The organism is Neisseria sp. 74A18 (assembly GCF_001308005.1).
Lineage (GTDB): Bacteria > Pseudomonadota > Gammaproteobacteria > Burkholderiales > Neisseriaceae > Neisseria > Neisseria dumasiana.
In genome coordinates this window covers 1-22347 of sequence record NZ_LGZA01000013.1, presented here as the reverse complement: position 1 = coordinate 22347, position 22347 = coordinate 1, and the positions used below count along the sequence as shown (strand labels likewise).

Genomic DNA, 22347 nt, shown 5'->3' with positions numbered 1-22347 from the left:
CCAACTATTGAACGCTTGAATCCACCGGCCTTCTCATTCTGACGAACATCATGGAACATATTTCCCTCGCTCCCATCGTTATCGTTTTACTCGTAGCCGTGATTGCGGTGATTTTTTGCCGCAAGTACAACATTCCCTCCATGCTGGGTTATCTGCTGGCGGGCTTTTTGGCCGGCCCGGGCATGCTGCATTTGATTCCGAAAAACGAAACCACCGATTATTTGGGCGAAATCGGTATCGTGTTTTTAATGTTCAGCATCGGGCTGGAATTTTCACTCTCCAAACTCAAAGCCATGCGCAAATTGGTGTTCGGCTTGGGCGGAATGCAGGTGGTGCTGACCATGGGCGCCTTCGTCATGATTTTAATGGCCACCGGCACACCGTTTAACTGGGCATTCGCCGTGGCCGGCGCGCTTACCATGTCGTCCACCGCAATCGTGAGCCGGATTCTTTCCGAAAAAACCGAGTTGGGGCAAACACACGGGCAAATGGCGATGGGCGTGCTGCTGATGCAGGATATCGCCGTCGTACCGCTGATGATTCTTCTACCCGCGCTGGCCGGCGGCAACAGCGGCAACCTGTGGCTGGAACTGGGTTTGGCCGCACTCAAAATGATTTTGACGCTCGGCGTGCTGTTTGTGGTGGGCAGCCGGGTCATGACACCTTGGTTCCGCTTGGTTGCCAAACGGAAATCATCCGAGCTGTTTATGATCAATGTGCTGCTGGTTACGCTCGGCGTGGCTTATCTGACCGAATTGGAAGGTTTGTCGCTGGCATTGGGCGCATTTGTGGCCGGTATGCTGCTCTCCGAAACCGAATACCGTTTTCAGGTTGAAGACGATATCCGCCCGTTTCGCGATATTTTGCTGGGCTTCTTCTTCATCACCGTAGGCATGAAACTCAACATACAGGCATTAACCGAAAGCTGGCCTTTGATACTTACCCTGCTCGGCCTGCTGATCTTTTTAAAGGCCGCCATTGTTTTTGCCATCGCTTTCCGCATGAGACACTCTGCGGCAGACAGCCTGAAAGCCTCGCTGTATTTGGCGCAAGGCGGAGAATTCGGCTTTGTTATTCTGGCTATTTCCGGAAAAATCAACATGGTGTCGCCCGAACTGGAACAAGCCGCCACCGCTGCCGTACTGCTGTCGATGATTATCGCCCCCTTCATCTTAAACGCCAGCGACAAACTCATCGGCAAATTAGTGAAATCCAGCTGGGATATGCAGGCAGTCGACCTGCAAAACATGCTGATTGCCGCCATGAACAAATCCAACCACGCCCTGATTATCGGCTACGGACGCGGCGGGCAAACCATAGGCCGTATTCTGGCGGCAGAAAACATCCCCTACTACGCACTTGATTTGGACGCCGAACGCGTGCGCCTCGCCCGCAGCGCCGGCGAACCCGTGTCTTTCGGCGACGCCAAACGGCGCGAAGTATTGGAAGCCGCAGGTTTGAGCCGTGCCGGCATGGTGATTGTTACACTCAACAATATGCACGAAACCCAACATGTACTCGACAACATCATGAGCGCACACCCCACCATGCCGGTACATGTTCGCGCCATCAGCGATGATTATTTGCAAAAATTCACCCGCATCGGTGCCGAAGAGGTGGTGTCCGACACCAAAGAAACCAGCCTCGCCCTCGCTTCGCATGCCCTTTTGCAATCCGGCCTGCCCTATCAGAAAGTTTCCCAAATTATTATGAACATCCGCCGCAGCCGCTATGCCATGGTGGCCGATTTATTCAGCGGCAGCGACGACCCCGAATCTTCCGACGATACAAACAGCCACATCATCCGCCATGCCTTCGCCCTGACCAACGAAGCCTATGCCGTAGGCAAAAACACCGCACATCTCCCTGCACAGCAATTAAACGTCAAACTGCTGTTTGTGCGCAGACATACCCACCGCATTCAGGATTTTGAAGAAGACTTTGTTTTCGAGCCCAACGACATTCTGGTTGTTGCCGGTCATAAAGAAAAAATAATTTCTTTTGAAAACTGGTGCCTACAAGGAAACACCATATTTTCTTAAAAAAACCGCTTGCGCCCTTCATCAAGATTTGGTTTAATCACGTTCTCGCAACGACACGGGTGATTAGCTCAGTTGGTAGAGCGTCTGCCTTACAAGCAGAATGTCGGCGGTTCGACTCCGTCATCACCCACCAAGTTTTCTGCGCGGAGTGGTAGTTCAGTTGGTTAGAATACCGGCCTGTCACGCCGGGGGTCGCGGGTTCGAGCCCCGTCCACTCCGCCAATTATTAAACAAACAGCACAGATTTTTCTGTGCTGTTTGTTTTTTTGCTTTGTTTTTTTATTAGCACGAGACCTTTGCAAAACCCCCAGATGCGGATGCAGTTCAAGGCGTAGCAGCACAGCGCCGATTCTGTTGCCGCTTTAGCGGCTTACACAATCATTTTCCTTGAGCTAAGACGCAGCAACACCGTAGTAAAGTTAAGTTGATTAACTATACAAACCCGCCTGCCCTTGCCCCTTGATTCTCCGCTATAATGTCTTTCTTTTATTCCCGCAACGCACTGTATGAACGCCCGCAAAACCTATCTGCTCGGCATTGCCTTTTTTACGCTTTTATTCATGGCTTTAGTATTGCTCGGAAGTTGGCTGCTTTCCATCGAAAGCAAACAATTTGCCGTAGCTGCTTTCTTATTCGCCTTTGCAGCCGTGTTCGGCCAGATTGCCTGTCTCGCCCTCTATATCCGCCAAGTGGCACGGAATAAAGCTATCCAAGCCGCGCGGATACAGGCGGAACAGCAGGAAAACAAACATGTTTAAGCAAATCGTTTTGGCCAGCGGTAATGCCGGCAAACTCAAAGAGTTCGCCCGCTGGTTTGCAGGCCGGCATATCGAAGTGCTGCCGCAATCGGCGTTCAATGTGCCCGAATGCCCCGAACCGCACGTTACCTTTATCGAAAACGCCATCGCCAAAGCCCGCCATGCCAGCAAACACAGCGGCAAACCGGCATTGGCCGACGACAGCGGCATCTGTGCGCCCGCTCTGGGCGGCGCACCCGGCATTTATTCGGCACGCTTTGCCGGCGAAAACCCGAAATCCGATGCCGCCAACAATGCCAAACTATCCGCCGAACTCGCCGGCAAGTCCGATCAAAGCTGCTATTACGTTTGCGTGCTGGTTTTGGTGCGCCATGAAAACGATCCGCAGCCGATTATTGCCGAAGGTATCTGGCGCGGCGTTTGGCAGCAGCAGGCTGCGGGGGAAAACGGCTTCGGCTACGATCCGCATTTTTATCTGCCCGAGTTGGACTGCACCGCCGCCGAACTTGACCCCAATACCAAAAACCGCCTCAGCCACCGTGGATTGGCATTAGAAGAATTAAAGAAAAAAATTGATTTGCTGTATCCCGATAAGCCATAAAAACCATAAAAACAGACCGTCTGAAAACTTATTATGACTCCGAAACAAATTACCGCTATCGTTATCCGTTTACTGATTTTTTTATGCGTTTTTGCGCTTTGTGGGCGTTTCTTTTTCTTCAATATTGGCACATATAGAAATCATTTTACGTGAGGAAGATGCCGTTTATCTGCTCTTGCTGGAAATAGTGCTTTTCTTTGTTTGGTTTGCCGTATGGGGACTATTGTGGAAATTCGCACCGCGCATTGCTGAAAAAGTTTTGCCCGTGCACAGCGAAGAGAAAGTAAACATGCCTCAGAGCGCTGCCCTGTGGTTAAACACCGGCTTGGTTTTGATGGGGATATGGATGGCCGTTCCGGCTCTAGCCAATTTGAGCATCGATCTTTACTATGCTTTTTTGGCTACGGATTCAATCGGCACAAGCACCATTGCTTCACGGGCCATTATATACAACGGCATAACCATGATTTTCGGGCTGGCCTTATGCCTAAAACCGACTTTATTTAGTAAGCTCATTCGAAAAGTGGCTTCGTAATATTTTTGATGAGGCCGTCTGAAAACCCCATATTCACTTTTCAGACGGCCTCCAAGCACTTACTCATTTTTCAAATAAATATTCAGAAAATTTGCTATGTCTCCCAAACAAATATTGATTGTTGCCATCCGTCTTTTTGTTATCGTGTGGTGTATCCATACCATCAATTCAGGATTTGTCGGTATGAATGCTTTTGATGGAAACTTCTCACCTTGGCAAATGGTTCCTCTTTATCTCGTCTATGCGGTCTGCTGGCTGGTGCTGTGGTTTTTTCCGGCTACGATTGCCAATATTCTGCTGCCCCAAGTCCAACAGGAACAACAAACCATACCCAAGCACCCTGCCCCGTGGCTGACGACAGGCATTATCCTGATCGGTATTTGGACATTGTCCAACGCATTGAGAGACGGCATTTATTGGTTCAGCCTTTACCAAGCGTTTACCAATACTTATCAAACAGATGTATGGAAGATGCTTTCCGCCGATCAATCGTCGGCCATTATCATGACGGCGGCAGAACTCGTTATCGGCCTCATATTGGTTTTCCGCGCACCACAAATCAACCGCCTGATTCAAAAAGCTTTATAAAAATTCATGTCTCAAATCACTTTTTCCCAACCCGGCCACCTTACCGCCCTGCCCCCCTTGTCGCTCTACATCCACATCCCGTGGTGCGTGCGCAAGTGTCCGTATTGCGACTTCAACTCGCATCAAGCCAAAAGCGATTTGGCCGAACAAGCCTATGTTGATGCGCTGCTGGCCGACCTGCAAACCGAACTGCCCAACGTGTGGGGGCGGCCCGTCGAAACCATTTTTATCGGCGGCGGCACCCCCAGCCTGTTTCAGGCGGCCTCGATAGACCGTCTGCTCGGCGGCATCCGCTCGCTTGTCAAACTGCAACCGCAAGCCGAAATCACGCTTGAAGCGAACCCCGGCACGTTTGAAAAAGAAAAATTTCAGGGGTTTAAAGACGCAGGCATCACGCGGCTATCCATCGGCGTGCAGAGTTTCAACGATGCCGCCCTCACCGCATTGGGGCGCATCCACAACCGCAGCGAAGCCCTGAATGCCATCGAAACCGCTCTCGGCCTGTTCGACAAAGTCAACGTCGATATCATGTATGCACTGCCGAACCAAACCGTTCAGACGGCCTTATCCGACATCCGCATCGCCATCGCCACCGGCGCAAGCCACATCAGTGCCTACCATTTGACGATGGAGCCGAACACGCCGTTCGGCCACACGCCGCCCAAAGGTCTGCCGCAAGACGAAACGGCGCAGGATATTGAAGATGCCGTTCATGCCGAGCTTTTAAACGCAGGTTTCGAGCATTACGAAACTTCCGCCTTCGCCCGCCACAACCATCAATGCCGCCATAACCTCAATTACTGGCAGTTCGGCGACTACATCGGCATCGGTGCGGGCGCGCACGGCAAAATTTCCTACCCCACCCGTATCGAGCGCACCACCCGCAAACGCCACCCCAACGGTTATCTCGCCGCCATGAAGGGCAACCCCACCGATGCCATCGAACGCAAAACCGTGGCCGCCGAAGATTTACCGTTTGAATTCATGATGAACGCCCTGCGCCTCACCGAGGGCGTGCCTGCTGCGTGGCTGCAAGAGCGCACCGGCATCTCGCCCGCACACATCGCCGCGCAAATCCGTACCGCGCAGCAGCAAGGTCTGCTGGACAACAACCCGCTGTTTTTCAGGCCGTCTGAACTTGGGCGGCGGTTTTTAAATGATTTGTTGCAGTGCTTTTTGTAAAAGTATCTGCCCTCATCAAGCGAAACGGGGCCGTCTGAAAAAATCAAACGGCCTTTTTTCAAAACTGCGGCCTTTATTACACCGTCGATCAAACGTGCCGAAACATTTCCAAGCATAACGATTAATTTAAAAACACACCGATTAATATCTAATCAACAAGTTAAACAGCTGCTGTCTTTATAATGCCATCAACATATTCATAAAGGTTGAACCATGCTGCAGTATTTAGGTTTAGTGATACCGATTACCCTCGCTTTTTTATTCGGCAATATTTGGCAAGGCATTGTGCTTGGCTCGATATTTTGGCTTGTTGTGAATGTGGTCAAAGATAATGCCGAAAAGCAGTTGCGGGAAAACTGGGAATCACGGCTCGCCCGACTGGAAAACGATTTGGAAGCTCTGAAACAGCAACTGCCTCAGGCTGAAGGCGGTGGTGTTTTATCCGAGGCCAAGCCCCGGCCTGCTCCGTCGTTGAGGCCGTCTGAAACAGCCGCTCCTACTCCAAACGGCGCAATGGCCCAAACAGCGCAACCTGCTCAAAATACTTTTCAGACGGCCTTTCCTGCCGTTCAAACCATCCGGCACGACAAACCCGCCGTCGTGCATGTGCCGGAAGAAACGGCCAAACCGGCAAGCATGCAGCCTACCGCAACCTTCCGGCATAAAGCGGCAACCGAACCAAGCTCTCCGGTTGCGCCTGAAATGTCTGCTCAGAAAACAACGGCAGTCGAAGCATCCGAAAAACCCGCACCCCAAAAACCGGCTAAAGAGCATCCGATACAGGCATGGTTTATGCGCGGCAATCCGTTGCTGAAAGCCGGCGTCATCGTGCTGTTTCTCGGACTGGCCTTTCTGCTGCGGCTGGCTTCCGAATATATCTACATTCCCATCGGCGCGCGTTATGCAGCCGTAGGCGCGGCCGGTTTGGTTGCTACGTTGGCGGGCTGGAAACTGCAAAAGCGTAAGCGTGATTACGGTTTGATTCTGCAGGGCTTCGGCGTAGCGGTGATGTATTTGACCTCGCTGGCCGCTTTGAAACTGCATCCTTTGCTGCCCGCACCGGCAGTCTTTGCCGTAATGGTGGCGCTGGTGGTGTTGATGGCGGCGTTGGCCGTGCGGCAAAACGCTTTGGTGTTGGCGCAAGTCGCTTTAATCGGCGGTATGGCTGCGCCTTTGCTCGTTTCAGACGGCAGCGGGCGTTATTTGATACTGTTTTCTTATCTTGCCTTACTCAACACCGGCGTGGCAGGCATCGCGTGGTTTAAGGCTTGGCGTTCGCTCAACTTAACCGGTTTTATCGGCACGTTTGCCATCGGAGCCTTCTGGGGTGCACAGGCTTACACGCCGCAACACTTTGCCACCACCGAGCCGTTCCTGATTTACCACTGGCTGCTGTACACGCTGATTGCCTGTTTGTTTGCCCGCAAAGTATTGCAGGAAAAACGCCACGGACAAACCGCCGAATCAGCCGCCGACAATGCTTCGTTGGAACACATCTTCAAAAGCATCACCACCCACCGCGCACATATCAATGTGTTGGACAGCGCCTTGCTGTTCGGCACGGCTTTTTTGGCTTACGGCCTGCAATACCGAATGGTGGCAACATGGGAAAACGCGGCCGCATGGTCGGCATTGGGCTTCGCCGCCGTTTACGCACTGTTTGCTTTGCGCTTTGCCCGCATGGGTACGGACATGCGGGTAATGAAACAAGCCTTTACTTTGCTGGCTTTCCTGTTTGCCACCTTAGCCGTACCGCTGGCCTTCGACCAACAATGGACGGCAGCGGCATGGACGCTTGAAGCGGCACTGGTTTATACCTTCGGCATCCGCCAGCAGCAACCTGCCGCCCGCCTCGGCGCCGTCGGCGTGTATATATTGGCCGCGCTGACGCAGCTTTCCACCTACCGCGCGGGCGCAGAAACCATGCTGTCAGGCCCGCTGCTCGGTACGCTTCTGGTTGCGGCGGGCGGCGGCTGGATGTATTTCCAGCATTTGAAGCGGCCAAACCCGGCGGCAGCTTGGGAGAACAATGCCCAAAAAGCGGTTTTGACCTTAGCTTTGCTGCACGCTTCCCTGCTGCCTTTACTGATATGGGGCAAAACCGGCAGCATGATCGCCTTCGCCGTATTAACGGCAGCCTGCTCGCACATTCAACGCAAACACCCGCAAATCATTCTCACCGCTTATACATTGCTGTACGGCGCGTATGTTCTTGCAGTCAGCACCACTCTGATTCAAGACGAACACTCTGCTTCGGCACCGTGGCTCATTCTCTGCGCCTTGCTGCTCGGCACGGCGGCTTACGGCCTGCATAAACCTAAATACCAAGCTGCCCATTCATCTTTGCGCGATGCCCACTCTCTCGGCGGCTGGGCAATGATGGCCGTTTCATTGTGGCTGGGCTGGCACGGTCTCTCTGAAGGCATGTCTTTGCTGGACTACGATTTGTGGATGTCGATGCGCTGGATACCGGTTATCCTGTTTGCCCCGTTTGCCTTTACCGCCCGCAAACTGGATTGGCGGCAGGCAAAAACCGCTTCATTGGCGTTCGGTATCATCTTCGGCCTGTACACGCTTTCAGATTTTCTCTTCCACTTACACCAACCGCTTTCAGACGGCCTCTTGTTGTTGGTCGGCACGGCTTTGTATGTTTATATTCTCAACATGCAAACCCTGCATCCGTCTATCAATGCGATCTATCAACGTATAGGCTTGTTGATCTTCGGCGCATGTTGGACATGGCTGGTCAGCAGCAGCGTCTTTCTCCATTTCAACGGCGTGTGGGCGCAGCTTTCATGGCTGGTCGTACCGCTGGCCGCATGGCTGTATTTCCAGTCGTCCAAAGCCATCGGGCCGGTTAAGCGTTATCCTGATATTTACCGGCATTTCGGCAGCCAAATCTGTGCGCTTTACGCCGCCGGCTGGCTGCTGTGGGTAAACTTCTCTGCGCCTCACGCTCCTGCGCCCCTGCCCTACTTGCCTGTCATCAATCCGCTGGAGCTTTCCATCATCGCCTTAATCTGGCAATACCTGCGCCAACCGTACACATGGGTACCGCAGAAATGGTCTGCCGAAGCCAAGCGCCGGATTTTGGCCGCACCCGTGCTGCTGGCCTTTATCTCGCTGAGCGCCGGCGTCATGCGTGCATGGCACTTCTTCGACCATGTAGCGTGGGATTTCGCAACCCTCACCGCATCGTTCGGCTTGCAGGCCAGCCTTTCTATCGTTTGGTCGGCAGCAGCAATTATGTTGATGGTTAACGGCCACCAAAAACACCGCCGCACGCGCTGGTTTATCGGAGCCGCATTAATGGGGCTGGTTGTTGCCAAACTCTTTTTGGTGGAACTTGGCAACAGCGGCGGCATCGCACGAATTGTGTCGTTCATCGTGGTCGGACTGCTGCTCCTGCTGGTAGGCTGGTTTGCTCCCATGCCGCCTAAACGCGAAAACGATTCAACACAATAATCGGGCATCTTATACAGAAAAGGCCGTCTGAAAACCTTTTCAGACGGCCTGAATCTTTTACAAACACCGAATATTGATACATCTCGAAGTATATATAGTCAATCAACACTTAAAACAAAACCGGAGCCTTTTTTAAGATTCCGGTTGGGTTTACTCTTTATCTCTACTGTGTTGCCAATTTCCGATATTTTTACGGATAAACAGCAACTGCTTGCGGTAACGCCGACAGTGTCCGCATAAGGCGAGATGCAGATATAAATTACCGCGCTCGCTTATGGTTAATTTTCGGTCAAGGCTTTCCGAATACAGTGCACAAGCTTGTTTGCAATTCAACATAATGATGTTTTCTTCTCTATTTCTTCAACCGTTCAATTCAAATCAAACCACCGGTGCTGCAAGCAGTTTCTCAAGCCGTTGCGGGCGCGGTGCAGGATAACATAACAATTGTCTTTGGTAATATTGAAGCTGCTGCATATTTCTTCAATATCCATGCCCATAATTTCCCGCAGATAAAATATTCTGGCCGTATCTTCGGGCAAACCTTTCAAGCAGTTTTCCAGCGTGCGGAAAAAAGCTTTTTGGCATTCGGCATCTTCAGGAGCCGCACTCCATTGGCGCGGGCTTGCCGAAAGCAGCCAATGGCCGCTGTCGTTAAAGCAGTCTTCGTAGCCGTTGTCGATGGCGGCATTTTCTTCCTGAAGGGCATCAAGGCTGACAGTATGTTTGGCACTGCGGAAATAATCGGTGATTTTGTTTTTAAGTATGGTCATCACCCAAGTTTTTACTCCCGCATCACCGCGAAACTGACTGTGTTTGTCGATAGCGGTTGCCAACGTTTCTTGCACAATATCTTCGGCAAGGTATTCGTCGCGCAGCTGGATTTTGGCAAAACGTAGAATATCCGGTCTGAGCGACGCCAAAACTTTTTTAAAATTTTCCATATCGGGTCGCAGTGATGAAAGACGCATATTGTAAAACTTTTAGAGCTAAAATTCAGCTTATTTTTAGCACAAAATCCCGACAATACGGCCAAACACTGCTTTTTTACTGTTTTTGAACAGTTTTTTCTACTAACAGCACACCCGCATCCACCCAGCCGCCGAGATTCTCGCGCAGCCAGTTTTCAATATCTTGCCCGGCCAAAATGCTGTTGAGGCTTTCGAGCACGTTTTCAAAAGTATCCGGCTGCTGGCTGAAGTGTTCGAGCAGAAACAGGTCGGGGCCTTCCACCAAGCGGTAATATACTTCGTTATTGCGGTTGCGCCAAGTGAGCACGATGCTGGGTTCGTCTTCGATGGTTTCCAAACCGCTGGCGACAAAATTACAGTTGTAGTGTGCCAATTTAGCCGCCGGTGCCCAATAGATTGTGGAAGTATCGTTCCACTGGCCGTCTGAAACAGGTTGGACGGCGGTTTCGGCATGCAGCAGCGCCGTTTCGAAATCCATCATTTCCAACACGTTTTCCGGCAGGCGTTCCGCGCCTTCCTTACTACGCGCATAGGCGAGAAATTGGGCGGGAATATCGTTGAAAAAAGGGGATTCGGGGCGTGCCTCTATCAAAAAACGGTGTTGCAGTTCCTGCCATAAACCGGCATCGGCAAAGTTGCTGCTGTCGCTGAAACACAAATCTAAAAAGCTGCGCAGGTTGTTGCGTACCAAGCGTGTATAAACGGCAAGGCGTTCGGGCGGTACGCCTTCCGGTGCGGGTTTGGAAGGGTCGCGGACATGGTCTGCCAGCTGCGCTTGAAATTCGGCACTGGTCACGGCAGCAGGATTATGCGGCATGACGGGTTTCCTCGGCTTGTTGCTGAATCGCGGCGATGCGGCCTACTTCGGCTTCCAACTCGGCAAACGGCGGGAAATTGCTGTCGCGCTCGAGCAAAGTAGGTACGCTGTGCGGCAGAATGCGGCAAGTGTAGTCATACAAATCCCACACGTCGGCACAAACGGGCTGGCCGTGCGTGTCGATCAGCAGATTTTCGCTTTCTTCGTCGTGCCCCGCCATGTGCATGTAGGTTACGCGGGCTACGTCCACACGCTTGATGTAGTCTTGCGGCTGCACGATACCGTGGTTAACGGCATTCACATATACATTGTTTACGTCGAGATGGATATCGCAATCCGCCTCGCGCACTACCGCGTTGAGAAACTCAACTTCGTCCATTTCGGCAATCGGGCTGTGTGCGTAATAAGAGGTGTTTTCGACCGCAATGCGTTGTTCGAGTATATCTTGAACTTGGCGGATACGGGCTGCGGTATGGCGTACCGATTCTTCGGTAAACGGCAGGGGCAGCAAGTCGTAAACATGGCCGAAATGGCTGCAATAGCTCAAATGCTCGGAAAAGAAACCGATATGGTATTGGCGCAGGAATGTTTTGATTTGTTTGAGAAAGTCAACCTGCAACGGATCTTGGCCGCCCAATGAAAGCGAGAGGCCGTGGCAGGCAACGGGAAAACGCTCGGCAACGGCATCGAATTTTTTACGCGCCGCACCGCCCATCTTCAACCAGTTTTCCGGAGCGATCTCAATAAAACGGATGGGGCTGTTTTCACGATCCAGATTCAAAAAATCATCGGCAAGGCTGCGTTTGTAGCCTAAACCCGCACCATACAGAGTGTTCATTTTGTCTTCCTCGGTTAAATGGGTATATTTGTATCAGAATGCTTCAAGCGCATACAAACATGCTGATAGAAAGATACCGGAAAAAAGGAAAGGCCGTCTGAAAGGACAAGACGGCCTTCCGTCAATTTAAGGTATTTAAAAGGATTAACACATCAGATGATTAGCTTCCGCACTTGCCCTCGCCGCATTTGCCTTCACCGGCTTTTGCAGATTTTTTCTTGCCGTGTGCGCCGCACTTGCCTTCGCCGCATTTGCCCTCACCGGCTTTGGCGGATTTTTTCTTGGCGTGTGCACCACATTTACCTTCGCCACATTTGCCTTCACCGGCTTTAGAAGCACCGCACTTACCTTCGCCGCAAGCACCTTCGTGTGCTTTTTCGGCGGATACGGGGGCTTTTACAGGGGTTTTACCGTGTGCAACGGCGGCTTGGCTGCCTAACAGAGCCAAAGTACCGGCCAATGCAATCAAAGATGAGGTTTTCTTCATGTTGACACTCCTTAATGAAATAGGGGTTGAAACCGACATTTAAATGGTTTAAACAGAATGAGCCGTCTGAAAAAAGTAGTCGGCAAAATGGTTTCAGACGGCCACGGCATCAGGTGCTTATTTGCTGCCGCACTTACCTTCGCCGCATTTGCCTTCGGCAGATTTAGCATCGGCTTTGCTGCCGGCGCCACATTTGCCTTCGCCGCATTTACCTTCTTCGGCTTTGCTGCCGGCTTTGGCAGCCGCGCCGCATTTACCTTCACCGCATTTGCCTTCTTCGGCTTTGCTGTGTGCATGAGAAGCGGCACCGCATTTACCCTCGCCGCACTTGCCTTCTTCGGCTTTGCTTTCCGCATGTGAAGCCGCGCCGCATTTACCTTCGCCGCATTTGCCTTCTTCGGCCTTAGGTGCGGCCGCGCTTGCTGCGGCTGCGGTGGGCGCAGGTTGTTGGTTTTTATCTTGGCAACCGGCCAAAGCCAACAAACCCGCCAAAGCAATCAGAGAAGAAGTGGTTTTCATGTTTTTATACTCCTGAAATTAAATATTAAAAAATAAACGCTTTAAGTGAAATACACCGTCTGTCTGTATCAGACGGACTATACCGGAATGTTTTTGTTTGCTTTTTTAAACAACACATAATCCAACGATAAGCGGCCCATACCTTGGAATACCAGCGGCAGCAGAGCCACGAGATAAATCAATGCCATTTTGTAGCCGTTGTCGCAAACGTTGTAGCCGTTTCCGCCATGTACCGCAGCCCAGGCCACAATGGTTACGGCCACCAACACCAATGCTCCCCAGCGGCCGAACAGACCCAACACCAGCAACACCGGCACAATCAGCTCTGCACCCATAGCGGCAGCCCAGTTCACATCGGCGGGCAGTAAATTGAAGGGGAACGGGAAATCTTGCTGGATGGTGGCAAACCAGTTTTCGCCACGCCATTTGCCGATACCTGCCTCCCAAAATTCATAAGCGATAAACAGGCGCAAGCCCAATAAAGCGATATCTTTGCCCCATGTTTCCGAAAAGCGGTTTAAACAGTTTGTTTTACTCATCATGTTTTACTTGGAATGGTTAATCTGTGAATCATGCTCGAATAGACGCTGCGGTTGCGGGTTTCTTACATGCTTATATCAATTTCATTGCACATTTAAATCAAGCCGTTGATTTTTAACAAAACAAATTAAGTTTTAAACTTAAATTCGGGTAAATCTAAAAAAACAAAAGCATATTCGCAAAATGAGTAGGCATGAATTGAATACAGAGCTGCTCAAACGTTTGAGGCCGTCTGAAAAAACATATTGGTGTTTTTCAGACGGCCTCAAGCAGTATGGAAATATCACTATCTCAATATTGAGATCCGTTATCCGTATGGCGTTTCAACCCTCCGCCCAATGCTTTATACAGATCGGCAAGGTTTTCCAAGCGGGTTCTTTCGATACCGAGCAAAGCCATGTCGGCACCGTAACTGCTGCGCTCGGCATCCAGCAGGTCGAGTGCGCTGGAAACGCCGTGCTTGTAGCGCAGGCGCACCAAGCGCAGGTAATCGGCGTATGACTTACCCTGCTTGGCTGCTGCGGCGTAGCGTTTATCAAGCTGCTCACGGGCAACCAGCGCATCGGAAACGTCGCGGAAGGCATTTTGAACGGCTGCTTCGTAATTCACCACTTGAATCTGTTGGCGGATTTTGGCGGCATCCAAATTGGCTTTGTTACTGCCCCAGTTGAAAATCGGCAGATTGATGCTGGGCGCAAAAGCCCAAGTACTGTTGCCGCCCTGAAACAGACCGTTCAGCTCTGTCGAACCCGTGCCGATGGTTCCGGTCAGCCTGATACTCGGGAAAAATGCCGCACGCGCCGCACCGATATTGGCGTTGGCCCGCTTGAGCGAATGCTCGGCGGCGCGGATATCGGGACGGTTCAGCAACACGTCGGCAGTCAAACCCGCCGGCAGCCTGCTGATTTTATATTGTTTGCTTAAGGGCAGGCCGGCTGGCAAATCGTCGGGGATTGGGCGGTTGAGCAACACAGCCAAAGCATTACGCGCCTGCTCCCTGCTTTGCACGGCCGCTTCATAATCGGCTTGTGCTGCGGCAATCAATGCTTCCTGCTGGCGCACATCCACGGCGGAAATCACCCCTGCATTGTGTTTGAGACGGGCAAGCTTGTAGGTTTGCTCGCGCGTTTTCAACACATTTTGTGCCAGCTTCATGCTTTCTTCGGCGTAGCGTTCGTTGAAATAGGCTTTGGCAACCGAGGCAATCAGGCTCAGATGTGCCGAATCCCGTGCGGCGGCGGTATTGAAGTAACTCTGCTTAGCCGCTTCTGCCGTGCTGCGCACTTTGCCGAACAAATCGATTTCATAGGCGGTAATACCCAAACCTACCGTATAAGACGATGCAACGGTTGAACGGCCGGTTGGGCTTAAATCCTCGGCAATACGCGCACGCGAGCCGTTGCCGGAAGCATTGATGCCGGGAAGCAAATCGGCACGGGCAATCATATACTGTTTGCGCACGGCTTCGGCATTGAGTGCCGCCGCGCGCAGATCGGTGTTGCGTTCGAGTGCGATTTCAATCAAACGGTGCAGGCGCGGGTCGGCAAAATAATCCTGCCAACCCAACGAGGCCGCCTGAATACCGGTTTCAGGTTGCCGGTCGTGCGTGAAGGTTTCCGGCACGCTCACTTGCGGCTGCTCGTATTTGGGTATCATGGTACAGGCCGACAATGCCAAAGCGACGGCCGCCGCACTCAAAGCAGGTTTGAAATCCAATATGTTCATGTTTAATCCTTGTCGTTGTGCAGGATGCGTTTTTCTTCTTCGGTGAGTTCCGCACCGGCTTCGGCATCGGCCACATATTTATCTACCAGCTCGGGCGTCATACCCGCACCTGCGGCGTGCAGTTTGGCCCGCTCCAATTGGCGGGGGCTGTCTTTAAACAGCTTGCGCACCACCACAAAGAACAAAGGCACAAAAAACACCGACAATATCGTCCCGATCAACATGCCCCATAAAACGGTGGTACCGATTGCGCGCTGGCTGGCAGAGCTGGCACCGGAGGCGAAAAACAGCGGCACCACACCGAAAATAAAGGCAAACGAAGTCATGATAATCGGGCGGAAACGCAAGTGGGCCGCAGCCAGTGCCGCTTCCATCGCACTTTTTCCCTGTGCCTGCAAATCTTTGGCAAACTCAATAATCAGAATGGCGTTTTTGGCACTCAAGCCAATCACGGTAATCAAACCGACACGGAAATAAATGTCGTTGAGATAAGATGGCGGCATGCCGAACAAAGCACCGAACAAATTGCGCCCGCTCACACCCAGCACCACGCCCAAGAAACCCAACGGCACAACCAAAATCACCGCCAGCGGAATCGACCAACTCTCATACAGAGCCGCCAATACCAAGAATACGGCAACAATTGCAAAAGCATACAGCATCATGGTTTGCGTGCTGCCTTTGGCTTCCTCGCGCGACTGGCCTTCCCATTCCAAGCTGTAACCCTGCATGTCGTCAACCATGCGCTGCACTTCGGCCATCACCTCGCCAGACGAATAACCTCTGGCCGCCGCACCGCTGATTTTCATGGCAGGATAGCCGTTAAAGCGCACACTCTGCTCCATACCGTTTTGCCAGTAAACACGTGCAACGGTAGAAAGCGGCACCGCCACGCCCTGAGCGTTCGGCACGGTTAACGCCAGAATATCCGAAGGCTGCATGCGTGCGGAAGCATCGGCCTGCACGATAACTCGTTGCAGACGGCCGTTGTTGGGAAAATCGTTCACATAAGAAGAACCGATGGCGGTGGCCAATACCGAACGTATCGATGAAAAGTTAATGCCTTGTGCGGCAGCGGCCTGACGGTCGATTTCGATATGCAGTTGCGGCGCGTCTTCCAAGCCCGAAGCACGGATATTGCCGGCATCAAACATAGGGTTTCTACGCATTTTGTCGATCAGCTCGTTACGTTTCGCCAACAGTGCGTCATGACCGGCATTGTTACGGTCTTGCAGATACATTTCAAAACCGGAGCTGGTACCCAATTCCATAATGGCGGGCGGATTCATCACCAAAGCAAAGCCGTCGCGCACGCTGCCCATCAGCGCGCCGGTAATTTTACCTGCCACCGAAGCGGCATCGCTGCCCGGTTTGCTGCGCTCTTGCCAGTCTTTCAGAGTAATAAAACCGAAACCCATATTCTGCCCCGAACCGGCAAAGCTGAACCCGGATACTCCGATAAAACTTTCTACTTCCGGCATCGACATAATCACTTGGTTGGCAACGGCCAATGTTGCGTCGGTACGCTCCGCCGTCGCACCCGAAGGCAGCTGCACCAGCATCATCAGGCTGCCTTGGTCTTCAGACGGCAGAAACGAGGTTGGAATGCGTGTAAACAGCAAAACGGCCACGCCTGCCAGCATCACATACACCGCCATCATGCGCACAGACTTACGCAGCAATTTGGCCACCCAGCTTTCATAGCGGTGGGTGCCGTCTGAAAACTTGCGGTTAAACCAGCCGAAGAAGCCTTTTTTCTCGGCATGATGGCCCTTCGGAATCTGTTTGAGCAAAGTGGCACACAAAGCCGGCGTGAGCGTTAAGGCGAAAAATGCGGAAAACGCAATCGCAATTGCCATCGTAATCGCAAATTGGCGGTAAATATTACCGGTTGCACCGCTGAACATCGCCAACGGAATAAACACCGACACCAATACCGCCGTAATACCGATTACCGCACCCGAAATCTGACTCATCGCTTTTCTGGTGGCTTGCAGCGGCGGCAGACCTTCTTCGGCCATAATACGCTCGACGTTTTCCACCACCACAATCGCATCATCGACCACAATACCGATAACCAGCACCATGGCAAACATCGTCAATACGTTAATCGACATGCCCAAATACCAAATCGAAGCGAACGCACCCAACAGCGAAATCGGCACCACAATCGTCGGTATCAAGGTATAGCGGATGTTTTGTAGAAACAGGAACATCACCACAAACACCAGCACCATCGCTTCCAAAAGCGTATGCACCACTTTCTTGATAGAGATGCCCACGAATTTGGAAGTATCGTAAGGTGCCGACCATTTCATGTCGCCGGGAAAGAAACGCTGCAGCTGCTCCATTTTGGTGCGCACGGCCTCGGCGGTTGCCATAGCGTTACCGCTGTTGGACAACATCACCGCCATACCGACGGCAGGCTGGCCATTCAAACGGGTGGACGTGCCGTAGCTTTGGCTGCCCAGCTCGATACGCGCCACATCTTTCAGATATACATTGGCACCGCCGGTTGTCGAACGCAAAATGATATTGCCGAATTCTTCAGGTGTACTGAGCTGCCCTTGCGCCGTAATCGTGGCCGTGATGGTCTGCCCCTGCGGAGCGGGCAAAGCCCCCATCGTGCCGACTGAAAGTTGCGCGTTTTGACTGCTGATGGCAGACGACACATCGGCAAAAGACAAATTGAAATTTTGCAGTTTTTTCGGGTCCACCCACACGCGCATGGCACGTTGCGAGCCGAACAAACGGGCCTCGCCCACGCCTTCCACACGTTGGATTTCAGGCTTGATGTTGCGCTCCACATAATCGGCGATTTCTTCCGTATTCATCGTGCCGGAAGACATCATCAACACCATCAGGAAGTTAGACTGCGACTTCGATACGGTAATACCGTTTTGCTGCACGGCGGCAGGCAATAATGCCGTTACTTCCGAAAGTTTGTTTTGCACTTCCACCTGCGCCAAATCTTCATCGGTTTCGGGCGTAAACACCAAAGTTACCGAACCGCCGCCGCTCGAAGTGGCGTTGGTGGTCATGTAGTCCAACCCTTCCACACCGTTCATGTTACGCTCGATAACAGCCAAAACACTATCTTCCAGCACTTGTGCGGATGCGCCGGGATAAGTAGCCGTGAGCGTAATCTTCGGTGCGCCCACAGAAGGGTATTGGGAAACCGGCAGGCTTCTGATACCGATCACACCGGCAATAATCACAAATATCGCGATTACCCAAGCGAAAATCGGACGGTCAATAAAAAACTTAGCCATTTGCGCTCCTTATTTTGCCGCAGAAGCCGCTTTGGGCTGGGAGGCCGTCTGAACGCCCGGTGCGGATGCCGCTGCTTGGGCAGACGGATGGGCAGCTTGTTCGGCAGGCGCAACCCATTCTTTCGGCGTAACCTTAGGTGCACGCTGCATGGCCGCAATCGTCAAACCGTCCACAATCACTTTGTCTCCGGCTTGAAGGCCGTCTGAAATAATCCAGTTGCTGCCCTGCTGCTGTTCCACTTTCACCATACGCGGTTCCATACCGCCTTGGGCATTCACAATCATCACCGTATCCTGCTTACCGCGCGTTACTGCCTGCTGGGGAACAACAAACACATTTTCCATATCGGCAAGCGGCAGGCTCACCCGCACATACAGCCCCGACAGCAAAATATTGTCCGGATTCGGCACTTCGGCACGCAGGGTAACTTGGCCGGTGCTTTCATTCACAGTCGGATCGGCAAACAGCAGCCGACCCTTATGACCATATACCTGACCGTTTTCCAATTTAATATCTACGGCCACGGCACCGTTAACCGCTTTCATGTTTCCTGCGGCGATATTCTGACGCAACTGCATCATATCGGCGGCAGATTGGGTTACGTTCACATACATCGGATTGGTTTGGCGGATGGTAGCCAATTTCACCCCTGCGCCGGGGCTGACCAAAGTTCCCTCCGAAACAAACGATTGGCCGATAAAGCCGGAGATAGGTGCGGTAATGCGCGAATAATTCACATTGATCTGTGCGGAACGGATGGCGGCATTGGCCGCTTTCACACCGGCTTCAGCAGAACGCTTGGCCGCTACGGCCGCGTCGTATTCCTGCTTACTGATGGCATCGGCTTGAACCAAAGGCTTATAGCGCGTGATGTCGGCACTGGCTTTGGCCAAAGATGCCTGTGCAGTGGCCAACTGTGCCCGCGCGCTTTCCAAAGAAGCGGCATATACCGCATCGTCCAACTGATAAAGCGGCTGCCCGGCGCGCACATAACTGCCCTCCTGAAACAACCGCTTTTTAATAATACCGCCCACCTGCGGCATAATGTCCGCAGAACGGTGTGATTCCAAACGCCCCGGCAACTCCGTTGCAAGCGTTACATTTTGAGGCTGAACCGTTACCACGCCGACAACCGGAACCGGAGCCTGCCGCTGTGCCGCAGGTTTGCCGGCCGCCGCCTTCTCCTCTTTACCTTTTCCACACGCGGTTAAAGCCAAAGCCGTGGCCGCAGCCAACGCAGCCAGCCGTATTGTTTTTATTGTATAAGGGTAATAAGCCATAAGATCCTGTCTTTCCGCTGCCATATCGCAAATACACTTTATTTCTGCCGCGACCTTGTCAGCCTTCGCTCAAAGAGAACGAAGCGGCAACAGAATCAGCTCCGTAAAACCTCTACCGTCTGCAGCCTGCTACCTTGTATCAAAAATTAAGTTTATTTGCTGTACATGACGCTTTAGTCAAAAAGATGATTGCCGAACCGCGCAGCAAAATGAACAACCTAGCTTTCTGCGCATCCCTTTTCCTGAACAGAAAAAGGCACAATATCAGCATATTAATAAAACGCAGAAATTATACATACACTGTTGCATGTTAAAAAGTTGTTTCTTATAATCACAAAGAATTTTACAAAAACTAACCCTATTCACTACCATGAGAAAAACCAAAACCGAAGCACTGAAAACACGCGAACACTTGATGTTGGCGGCTTTAGACACGTTTTACCAAAAAGGTGTTTCCCGCGCTTCTTTAAACGAAATCGCCCAAAACGCCGGTGTAACCCGCGGTGCTCTGTATTGGCATTTCAAAAACAAAGAAGACTTATTCGACGCGCTGTTTCAGCGTTTGTTCGATGAGGCGCGCACGCATCTCGAAAACGATTTGAACAACGATGCCGCCAATATGCGCGAAAGCATGCACGCCAGCCTGCTGAATATGTTTCAGCGCATGCAAAACGATCCGGTGCATCACAAATTTTGCAATATTTTGTTTCTCAAATGCGAACATACCGAACAAAACCAAACCATCGTCGCCATCATCCATAAATACCAAAGCATGTGGAACGAGCTGCTCAGTGCGGTTTTGGCACAATGTATCAAGCAAAAATCGTTACCCGAAAATCTCGATATTCAGACGGCCGTGATTTATTTGAAAGCCGCTATCGACGGTTTGCTCTATCAGTGGCTGGTCAATCCCGAACTTCTCGACTTGCAAACAATCGGCCCGCGCTTTGCCGCAACCATATTCGGTACGCTCGAACATTGCACCACCCTGCACAAAACAGCAGTTTCTCCTTAATCGCCCTTTGCCACCCGCCCAAACAAATAAAGCCGTCTGAACAGTTTTCAGACGGCTTTATTCAATATACTGCAAACTACCCGGCCGGGTTTTATCTCACGATTTGGTCAAGCTCACCTTTGGCATAACGGGTGGCCATTTTTTCCAGCGAAACCGGTTTGATTTTAGAAGCCTGACCTTCGCAACCGAACGCCACATAGCGGTCGATACAGATTTGCTTCATCGCTTCAACGGTTTTGGCCAGATATTTACGCGGGTCGAATTCAGCAGGGTTTTCCGCCATAAACTTGCGGATGGCGCCGGTAGAAGCCAAGCGCAAATCGGTGTCGATATTCACTTTACGCACACCGTGTTTGATGCCCTCCACGATTTCCTCCACCGGCACGCCGTAAGTTTCACCGATGGCACCGCCGTGCTCGTTGATGATTTTCAGCCATTCTTGCGGCACCGAGCTGGAGCCGTGCATCACAATGTGGGTATTGGGCAACGCTTCGTGAATTTCTTTAATGCGGTCGATACGCAGAACATCACCTGTGGGCGGACGGGTAAATTTATACGCACCATGGCTGGTGCCGATGGCAATCGCCAAAGCATCCACTCCGGTATCGCGCACGAAACGGGTGGCATCTTCCACGCTGGTGAGCATTTGGTCGTGGCTCAGTTTGCCGACCGCACCCACACCGTCTTCTTCACCCGCTTCGCCGGTTTCCAAATTACCCAGTACGCCGATTTCACCTTCCACAGAAACACCGCAAGCATGGGAAAATTCAACTACTTTACGGGTAACTTCCACATTGTATTCGTAGCTTGACGGCGTTTTACCGTCTTCCAACAGCGAGCCATCCATCATTACCGATGAAAAACCGAGTTGAATCGAGCGTTGGCACACGTCGGGCGACGCACCGTGGTCTTGGTGCATCACCACAGGAATATGCGGAAACTCTTCAACCGCCGCCAAAATCAGATGGCGTAAAAAAGGCGCGCCTGCATATTTGCGCGCACCGGCACTGGCCTGCACGATCACAGGCGCATTCACTTGGTCGGCGGCTTCCATAATGGCACGCATTTGTTCGAGATTATTCACGTTGAAAGCTGGCAAACCGTAGCTGTTTTCGGCAGCATGATCGAGCAGTTGGCGCATGGATACGAGAGCCATAGAAAATCCTCCGGGTTCAAAATAAAAAATGAATGGATAACTTAAGACGCAATTATATCAGCTTCACCATTAAAACTACACGCGACAACATAAATAAACCGCCCGTTTGAGCATAGCCGGCCATGCTACTGACCCTGCCGACAAATCGGCCCCAGCCAATCAACTTAACTTTTACTACGGCTTACTACGGTGTTGCTAAACCTTAGCTCAAAAAACGGTTATGTAAGCCGCTAAAGCGGTAACAGAACCGGTTTCATACTACCCATACTTCCTGCGGCTTGCTGTCTTGCATTAATATTAGGGGCTGAGACCTTTGCAAAACCCTACGCCAACAAACAGCCGGAACATGCTTCATCATGTTCCGGCTGTTTTTGCGTAAAAAGTAGACAAGCTACCCCTAAAGTCCCCTTAAAGTGCCTCATTATGAGGCACTGCCTGCCTGTTCAGGCAGCAACAGGCACACCTATCCTGTTGGCCGCCTTCAACAGGTTCACACACATCGCCTTCAGGTGGCTTTGCGCCCTCACTTTGCCCAACCCGAAATAGGCTGCCCGGCCA

Annotated in this window: 18 protein-coding genes, 2 tRNA genes and 1 pseudogene; 10 read left to right on the top strand and 11 right to left on the bottom strand. The window is 51.9% G+C overall.

Annotated elements, in window-relative coordinates; all coding sequences use genetic code 11:
• Window positions 1–50 precede the first annotated feature (50 nt).
• The 9 genes from AKG43_RS05660 (at window position 51) to AKG43_RS05620 (ending at window position 9171) form a co-directional block, all read left to right on the top strand.
• On the top strand, window positions 51–2042 hold the full coding sequence (locus AKG43_RS05660) for a cation:proton antiporter (RefSeq protein WP_054599595.1): 1992 nt from the start codon (window positions 51–53) through the stop codon (window positions 2040–2042).
• A gap of 57 nt (window positions 2043–2099) precedes the next feature.
• Window positions 2100–2175 (top strand) — tRNA-Val (locus AKG43_RS05655).
• A gap of 12 nt (window positions 2176–2187) precedes the next feature.
• A tRNA-Asp gene (locus AKG43_RS05650) sits at window positions 2188–2264 on the top strand.
• Window positions 2265–2548: 284 nt separating this feature from the next.
• Window positions 2549–2800, top strand: a complete 252-nt coding sequence (locus AKG43_RS05645) for an NGO_0222 family membrane protein (RefSeq protein WP_054599594.1) — start codon at window positions 2549–2551, stop codon at window positions 2798–2800.
• Complete coding sequence (gene rdgB, locus AKG43_RS05640) at window positions 2793–3401, top strand: RdgB/HAM1 family non-canonical purine NTP pyrophosphatase (protein ID WP_054599593.1); 609 nt, start codon at window positions 2793–2795, stop codon at window positions 3399–3401. The genes AKG43_RS05645 and rdgB overlap by 8 nt, the downstream gene beginning before the upstream one ends.
• 100 nt (window positions 3402–3501) lie before the next feature.
• Window positions 3502–3936, top strand: coding sequence for a hypothetical protein (locus AKG43_RS05635; protein ID WP_156300626.1), 435 nt, complete (start codon window positions 3502–3504; stop codon window positions 3934–3936).
• 96 nt (window positions 3937–4032) lie between these two features.
• Window positions 4033–4524, top strand: coding sequence for a hypothetical protein (locus AKG43_RS05630; protein ID WP_054599591.1), 492 nt, complete (start codon window positions 4033–4035; stop codon window positions 4522–4524).
• A 6-nt stretch (window positions 4525–4530) separates the two neighbouring features.
• Window positions 4531–5706 carry a radical SAM family heme chaperone HemW gene (gene hemW / locus AKG43_RS05625; RefSeq protein ID WP_054599590.1) on the top strand — a complete coding sequence of 392 codons (1176 nt, stop codon included), beginning with the start codon at window positions 4531–4533 and terminating at the stop codon, window positions 5704–5706.
• Window positions 5707–5919: 213 nt separating this feature from the next.
• A complete protein-coding gene (locus tag AKG43_RS05620) occupies window positions 5920–9171 on the top strand; it encodes a DUF2339 domain-containing protein (protein ID WP_054599589.1) in 3252 nt (1083 codons plus the stop codon).
• A 368-nt stretch (window positions 9172–9539) separates the two neighbouring features.
• Here the strand turns inward: AKG43_RS05620 and AKG43_RS05615 are convergent, their stop codons facing one another.
• From AKG43_RS05615 to AKG43_RS05575, 9 genes are all read right to left on the bottom strand, one after another.
• The gene (locus tag AKG43_RS05615; protein WP_054599588.1) at window positions 9540–10112 is read right to left on the bottom strand and encodes a sigma-70 family RNA polymerase sigma factor; all 573 of its coding nucleotides are present in this window, start codon (window positions 10110–10112) and stop codon (window positions 9540–9542) included.
• Window positions 10113–10215: 103 nt separating this feature from the next.
• Window positions 10216–10956, bottom strand: a complete 741-nt coding sequence (locus AKG43_RS05610) for a DUF2063 domain-containing protein (RefSeq protein ID WP_054599587.1) — start codon at window positions 10954–10956, stop codon at window positions 10216–10218.
• A complete protein-coding gene (locus AKG43_RS05605; protein ID WP_054599586.1) occupies window positions 10946–11794 on the bottom strand; it encodes a DUF692 domain-containing protein in 849 nt (282 codons plus the stop codon). Before AKG43_RS05605 ends, AKG43_RS05610 begins: the two co-directional genes overlap by 11 nt.
• A gap of 160 nt (window positions 11795–11954) precedes the next feature.
• Window positions 11955–12281: a hypothetical protein gene (locus AKG43_RS05600; RefSeq protein ID WP_054599585.1), complete on the bottom strand. Its 327-nt coding sequence runs from the start codon at window positions 12279–12281 to the stop codon at window positions 11955–11957.
• 117 nt (window positions 12282–12398) lie between these two features.
• Window positions 12399–12800, bottom strand: coding sequence for a hypothetical protein (locus AKG43_RS05595; RefSeq protein WP_054599584.1), 402 nt, complete (start codon window positions 12798–12800; stop codon window positions 12399–12401).
• A 77-nt stretch (window positions 12801–12877) separates the two neighbouring features.
• Window positions 12878–13339 (bottom strand): DoxX family protein, encoded by a 462-nt coding sequence (locus AKG43_RS05590; protein WP_054599583.1) that lies wholly within the window; start codon window positions 13337–13339, stop codon window positions 12878–12880.
• A 292-nt stretch (window positions 13340–13631) separates the two neighbouring features.
• Window positions 13632–15065 carry an efflux transporter outer membrane subunit gene (locus AKG43_RS05585; RefSeq protein WP_054599582.1) on the bottom strand — a complete coding sequence of 478 codons (1434 nt, stop codon included), beginning with the start codon at window positions 15063–15065 and terminating at the stop codon, window positions 13632–13634.
• 2 nt (window positions 15066–15067) lie between these two features.
• Window positions 15068–18337 carry an efflux RND transporter permease subunit gene (locus AKG43_RS05580; protein ID WP_082402993.1) on the bottom strand — a complete coding sequence of 1090 codons (3270 nt, stop codon included), beginning with the start codon at window positions 18335–18337 and terminating at the stop codon, window positions 15068–15070.
• Between the two features lie 9 nt (window positions 18338–18346).
• Window positions 18347–19618 carry an efflux RND transporter periplasmic adaptor subunit gene (locus tag AKG43_RS05575; RefSeq protein ID WP_054599581.1) on the bottom strand — a complete coding sequence of 424 codons (1272 nt, stop codon included), beginning with the start codon at window positions 19616–19618 and terminating at the stop codon, window positions 18347–18349.
• A gap of 370 nt (window positions 19619–19988) precedes the next feature.
• Here AKG43_RS05575 and AKG43_RS05570 point away from each other — a divergent pair, with 370 nt between their 5' ends.
• On the top strand, window positions 19989–20633 hold the full coding sequence (locus tag AKG43_RS05570) for a TetR family transcriptional regulator (protein WP_054599580.1): 645 nt from the start codon (window positions 19989–19991) through the stop codon (window positions 20631–20633).
• A 91-nt stretch (window positions 20634–20724) separates the two neighbouring features.
• Here AKG43_RS05570 and fba read toward each other — a convergent pair whose 3' ends face one another.
• Window positions 20725–21789, bottom strand: coding sequence for a class II fructose-bisphosphate aldolase (fba, locus tag AKG43_RS05565; RefSeq protein ID WP_054599579.1), 1065 nt, complete (start codon window positions 21787–21789; stop codon window positions 20725–20727).
• A gap of 443 nt (window positions 21790–22232) precedes the next feature.
• A pseudogene (locus AKG43_RS12730) lies at window positions 22233–22347 on the bottom strand (IS5/IS1182 family transposase); the annotation flags it as partial.

Bases quoted from the DNA above. Each gene is read 5' to 3' on its own strand.
- hemW (WP_054599590.1), top strand. From the start codon at position 4,531: ATGTCTCAAATCACTTTTTCCCAACCCGGCCACCTTACCGCCCTGCCC.
- AKG43_RS05585 (WP_054599582.1), bottom strand. From the start codon at position 15,065: ATGAACATATTGGATTTCAAACCTGCTTTGAGTGCGGCGGCCGTCGCT.
- AKG43_RS05595 (WP_054599584.1), bottom strand. From the start codon at position 12,800: ATGAAAACCACTTCTTCTCTGATTGCTTTGGCGGGTTTGTTGGCTTTG.
- AKG43_RS05615 (WP_054599588.1), bottom strand. From the start codon at position 10,112: ATGGAAAATTTTAAAAAAGTTTTGGCGTCGCTCAGACCGGATATTCTA.
- AKG43_RS05610 (WP_054599587.1), bottom strand. From the start codon at position 10,956: ATGCCGCATAATCCTGCTGCCGTGACCAGTGCCGAATTTCAAGCGCAG.
- AKG43_RS05570 (WP_054599580.1), top strand. From the start codon at position 19,989: ATGAGAAAAACCAAAACCGAAGCACTGAAAACACGCGAACACTTGATG.
- AKG43_RS05580 (WP_082402993.1), bottom strand. From the start codon at position 18,337: ATGGCTAAGTTTTTTATTGACCGTCCGATTTTCGCTTGGGTAATCGCG.
- AKG43_RS05660 (WP_054599595.1), top strand. From the start codon at position 51: ATGGAACATATTTCCCTCGCTCCCATCGTTATCGTTTTACTCGTAGCC.
- AKG43_RS05630 (WP_054599591.1), top strand. From the start codon at position 4,033: ATGTCTCCCAAACAAATATTGATTGTTGCCATCCGTCTTTTTGTTATC.
- AKG43_RS05575 (WP_054599581.1), bottom strand. From the start codon at position 19,618: ATGGCTTATTACCCTTATACAATAAAAACAATACGGCTGGCTGCGTTG.
- AKG43_RS05605 (WP_054599586.1), bottom strand. From the start codon at position 11,794: ATGAACACTCTGTATGGTGCGGGTTTAGGCTACAAACGCAGCCTTGCC.
- fba (WP_054599579.1), bottom strand. From the start codon at position 21,789: ATGGCTCTCGTATCCATGCGCCAACTGCTCGATCATGCTGCCGAAAAC.
- AKG43_RS05620 (WP_054599589.1), top strand. From the start codon at position 5,920: ATGCTGCAGTATTTAGGTTTAGTGATACCGATTACCCTCGCTTTTTTA.
- AKG43_RS05600 (WP_054599585.1), bottom strand. From the start codon at position 12,281: ATGAAGAAAACCTCATCTTTGATTGCATTGGCCGGTACTTTGGCTCTG.
- AKG43_RS05645 (WP_054599594.1), top strand. From the start codon at position 2,549: ATGAACGCCCGCAAAACCTATCTGCTCGGCATTGCCTTTTTTACGCTT.
- AKG43_RS05590 (WP_054599583.1), bottom strand. From the start codon at position 13,339: ATGAGTAAAACAAACTGTTTAAACCGCTTTTCGGAAACATGGGGCAAA.
- rdgB (WP_054599593.1), top strand. From the start codon at position 2,793: ATGTTTAAGCAAATCGTTTTGGCCAGCGGTAATGCCGGCAAACTCAAA.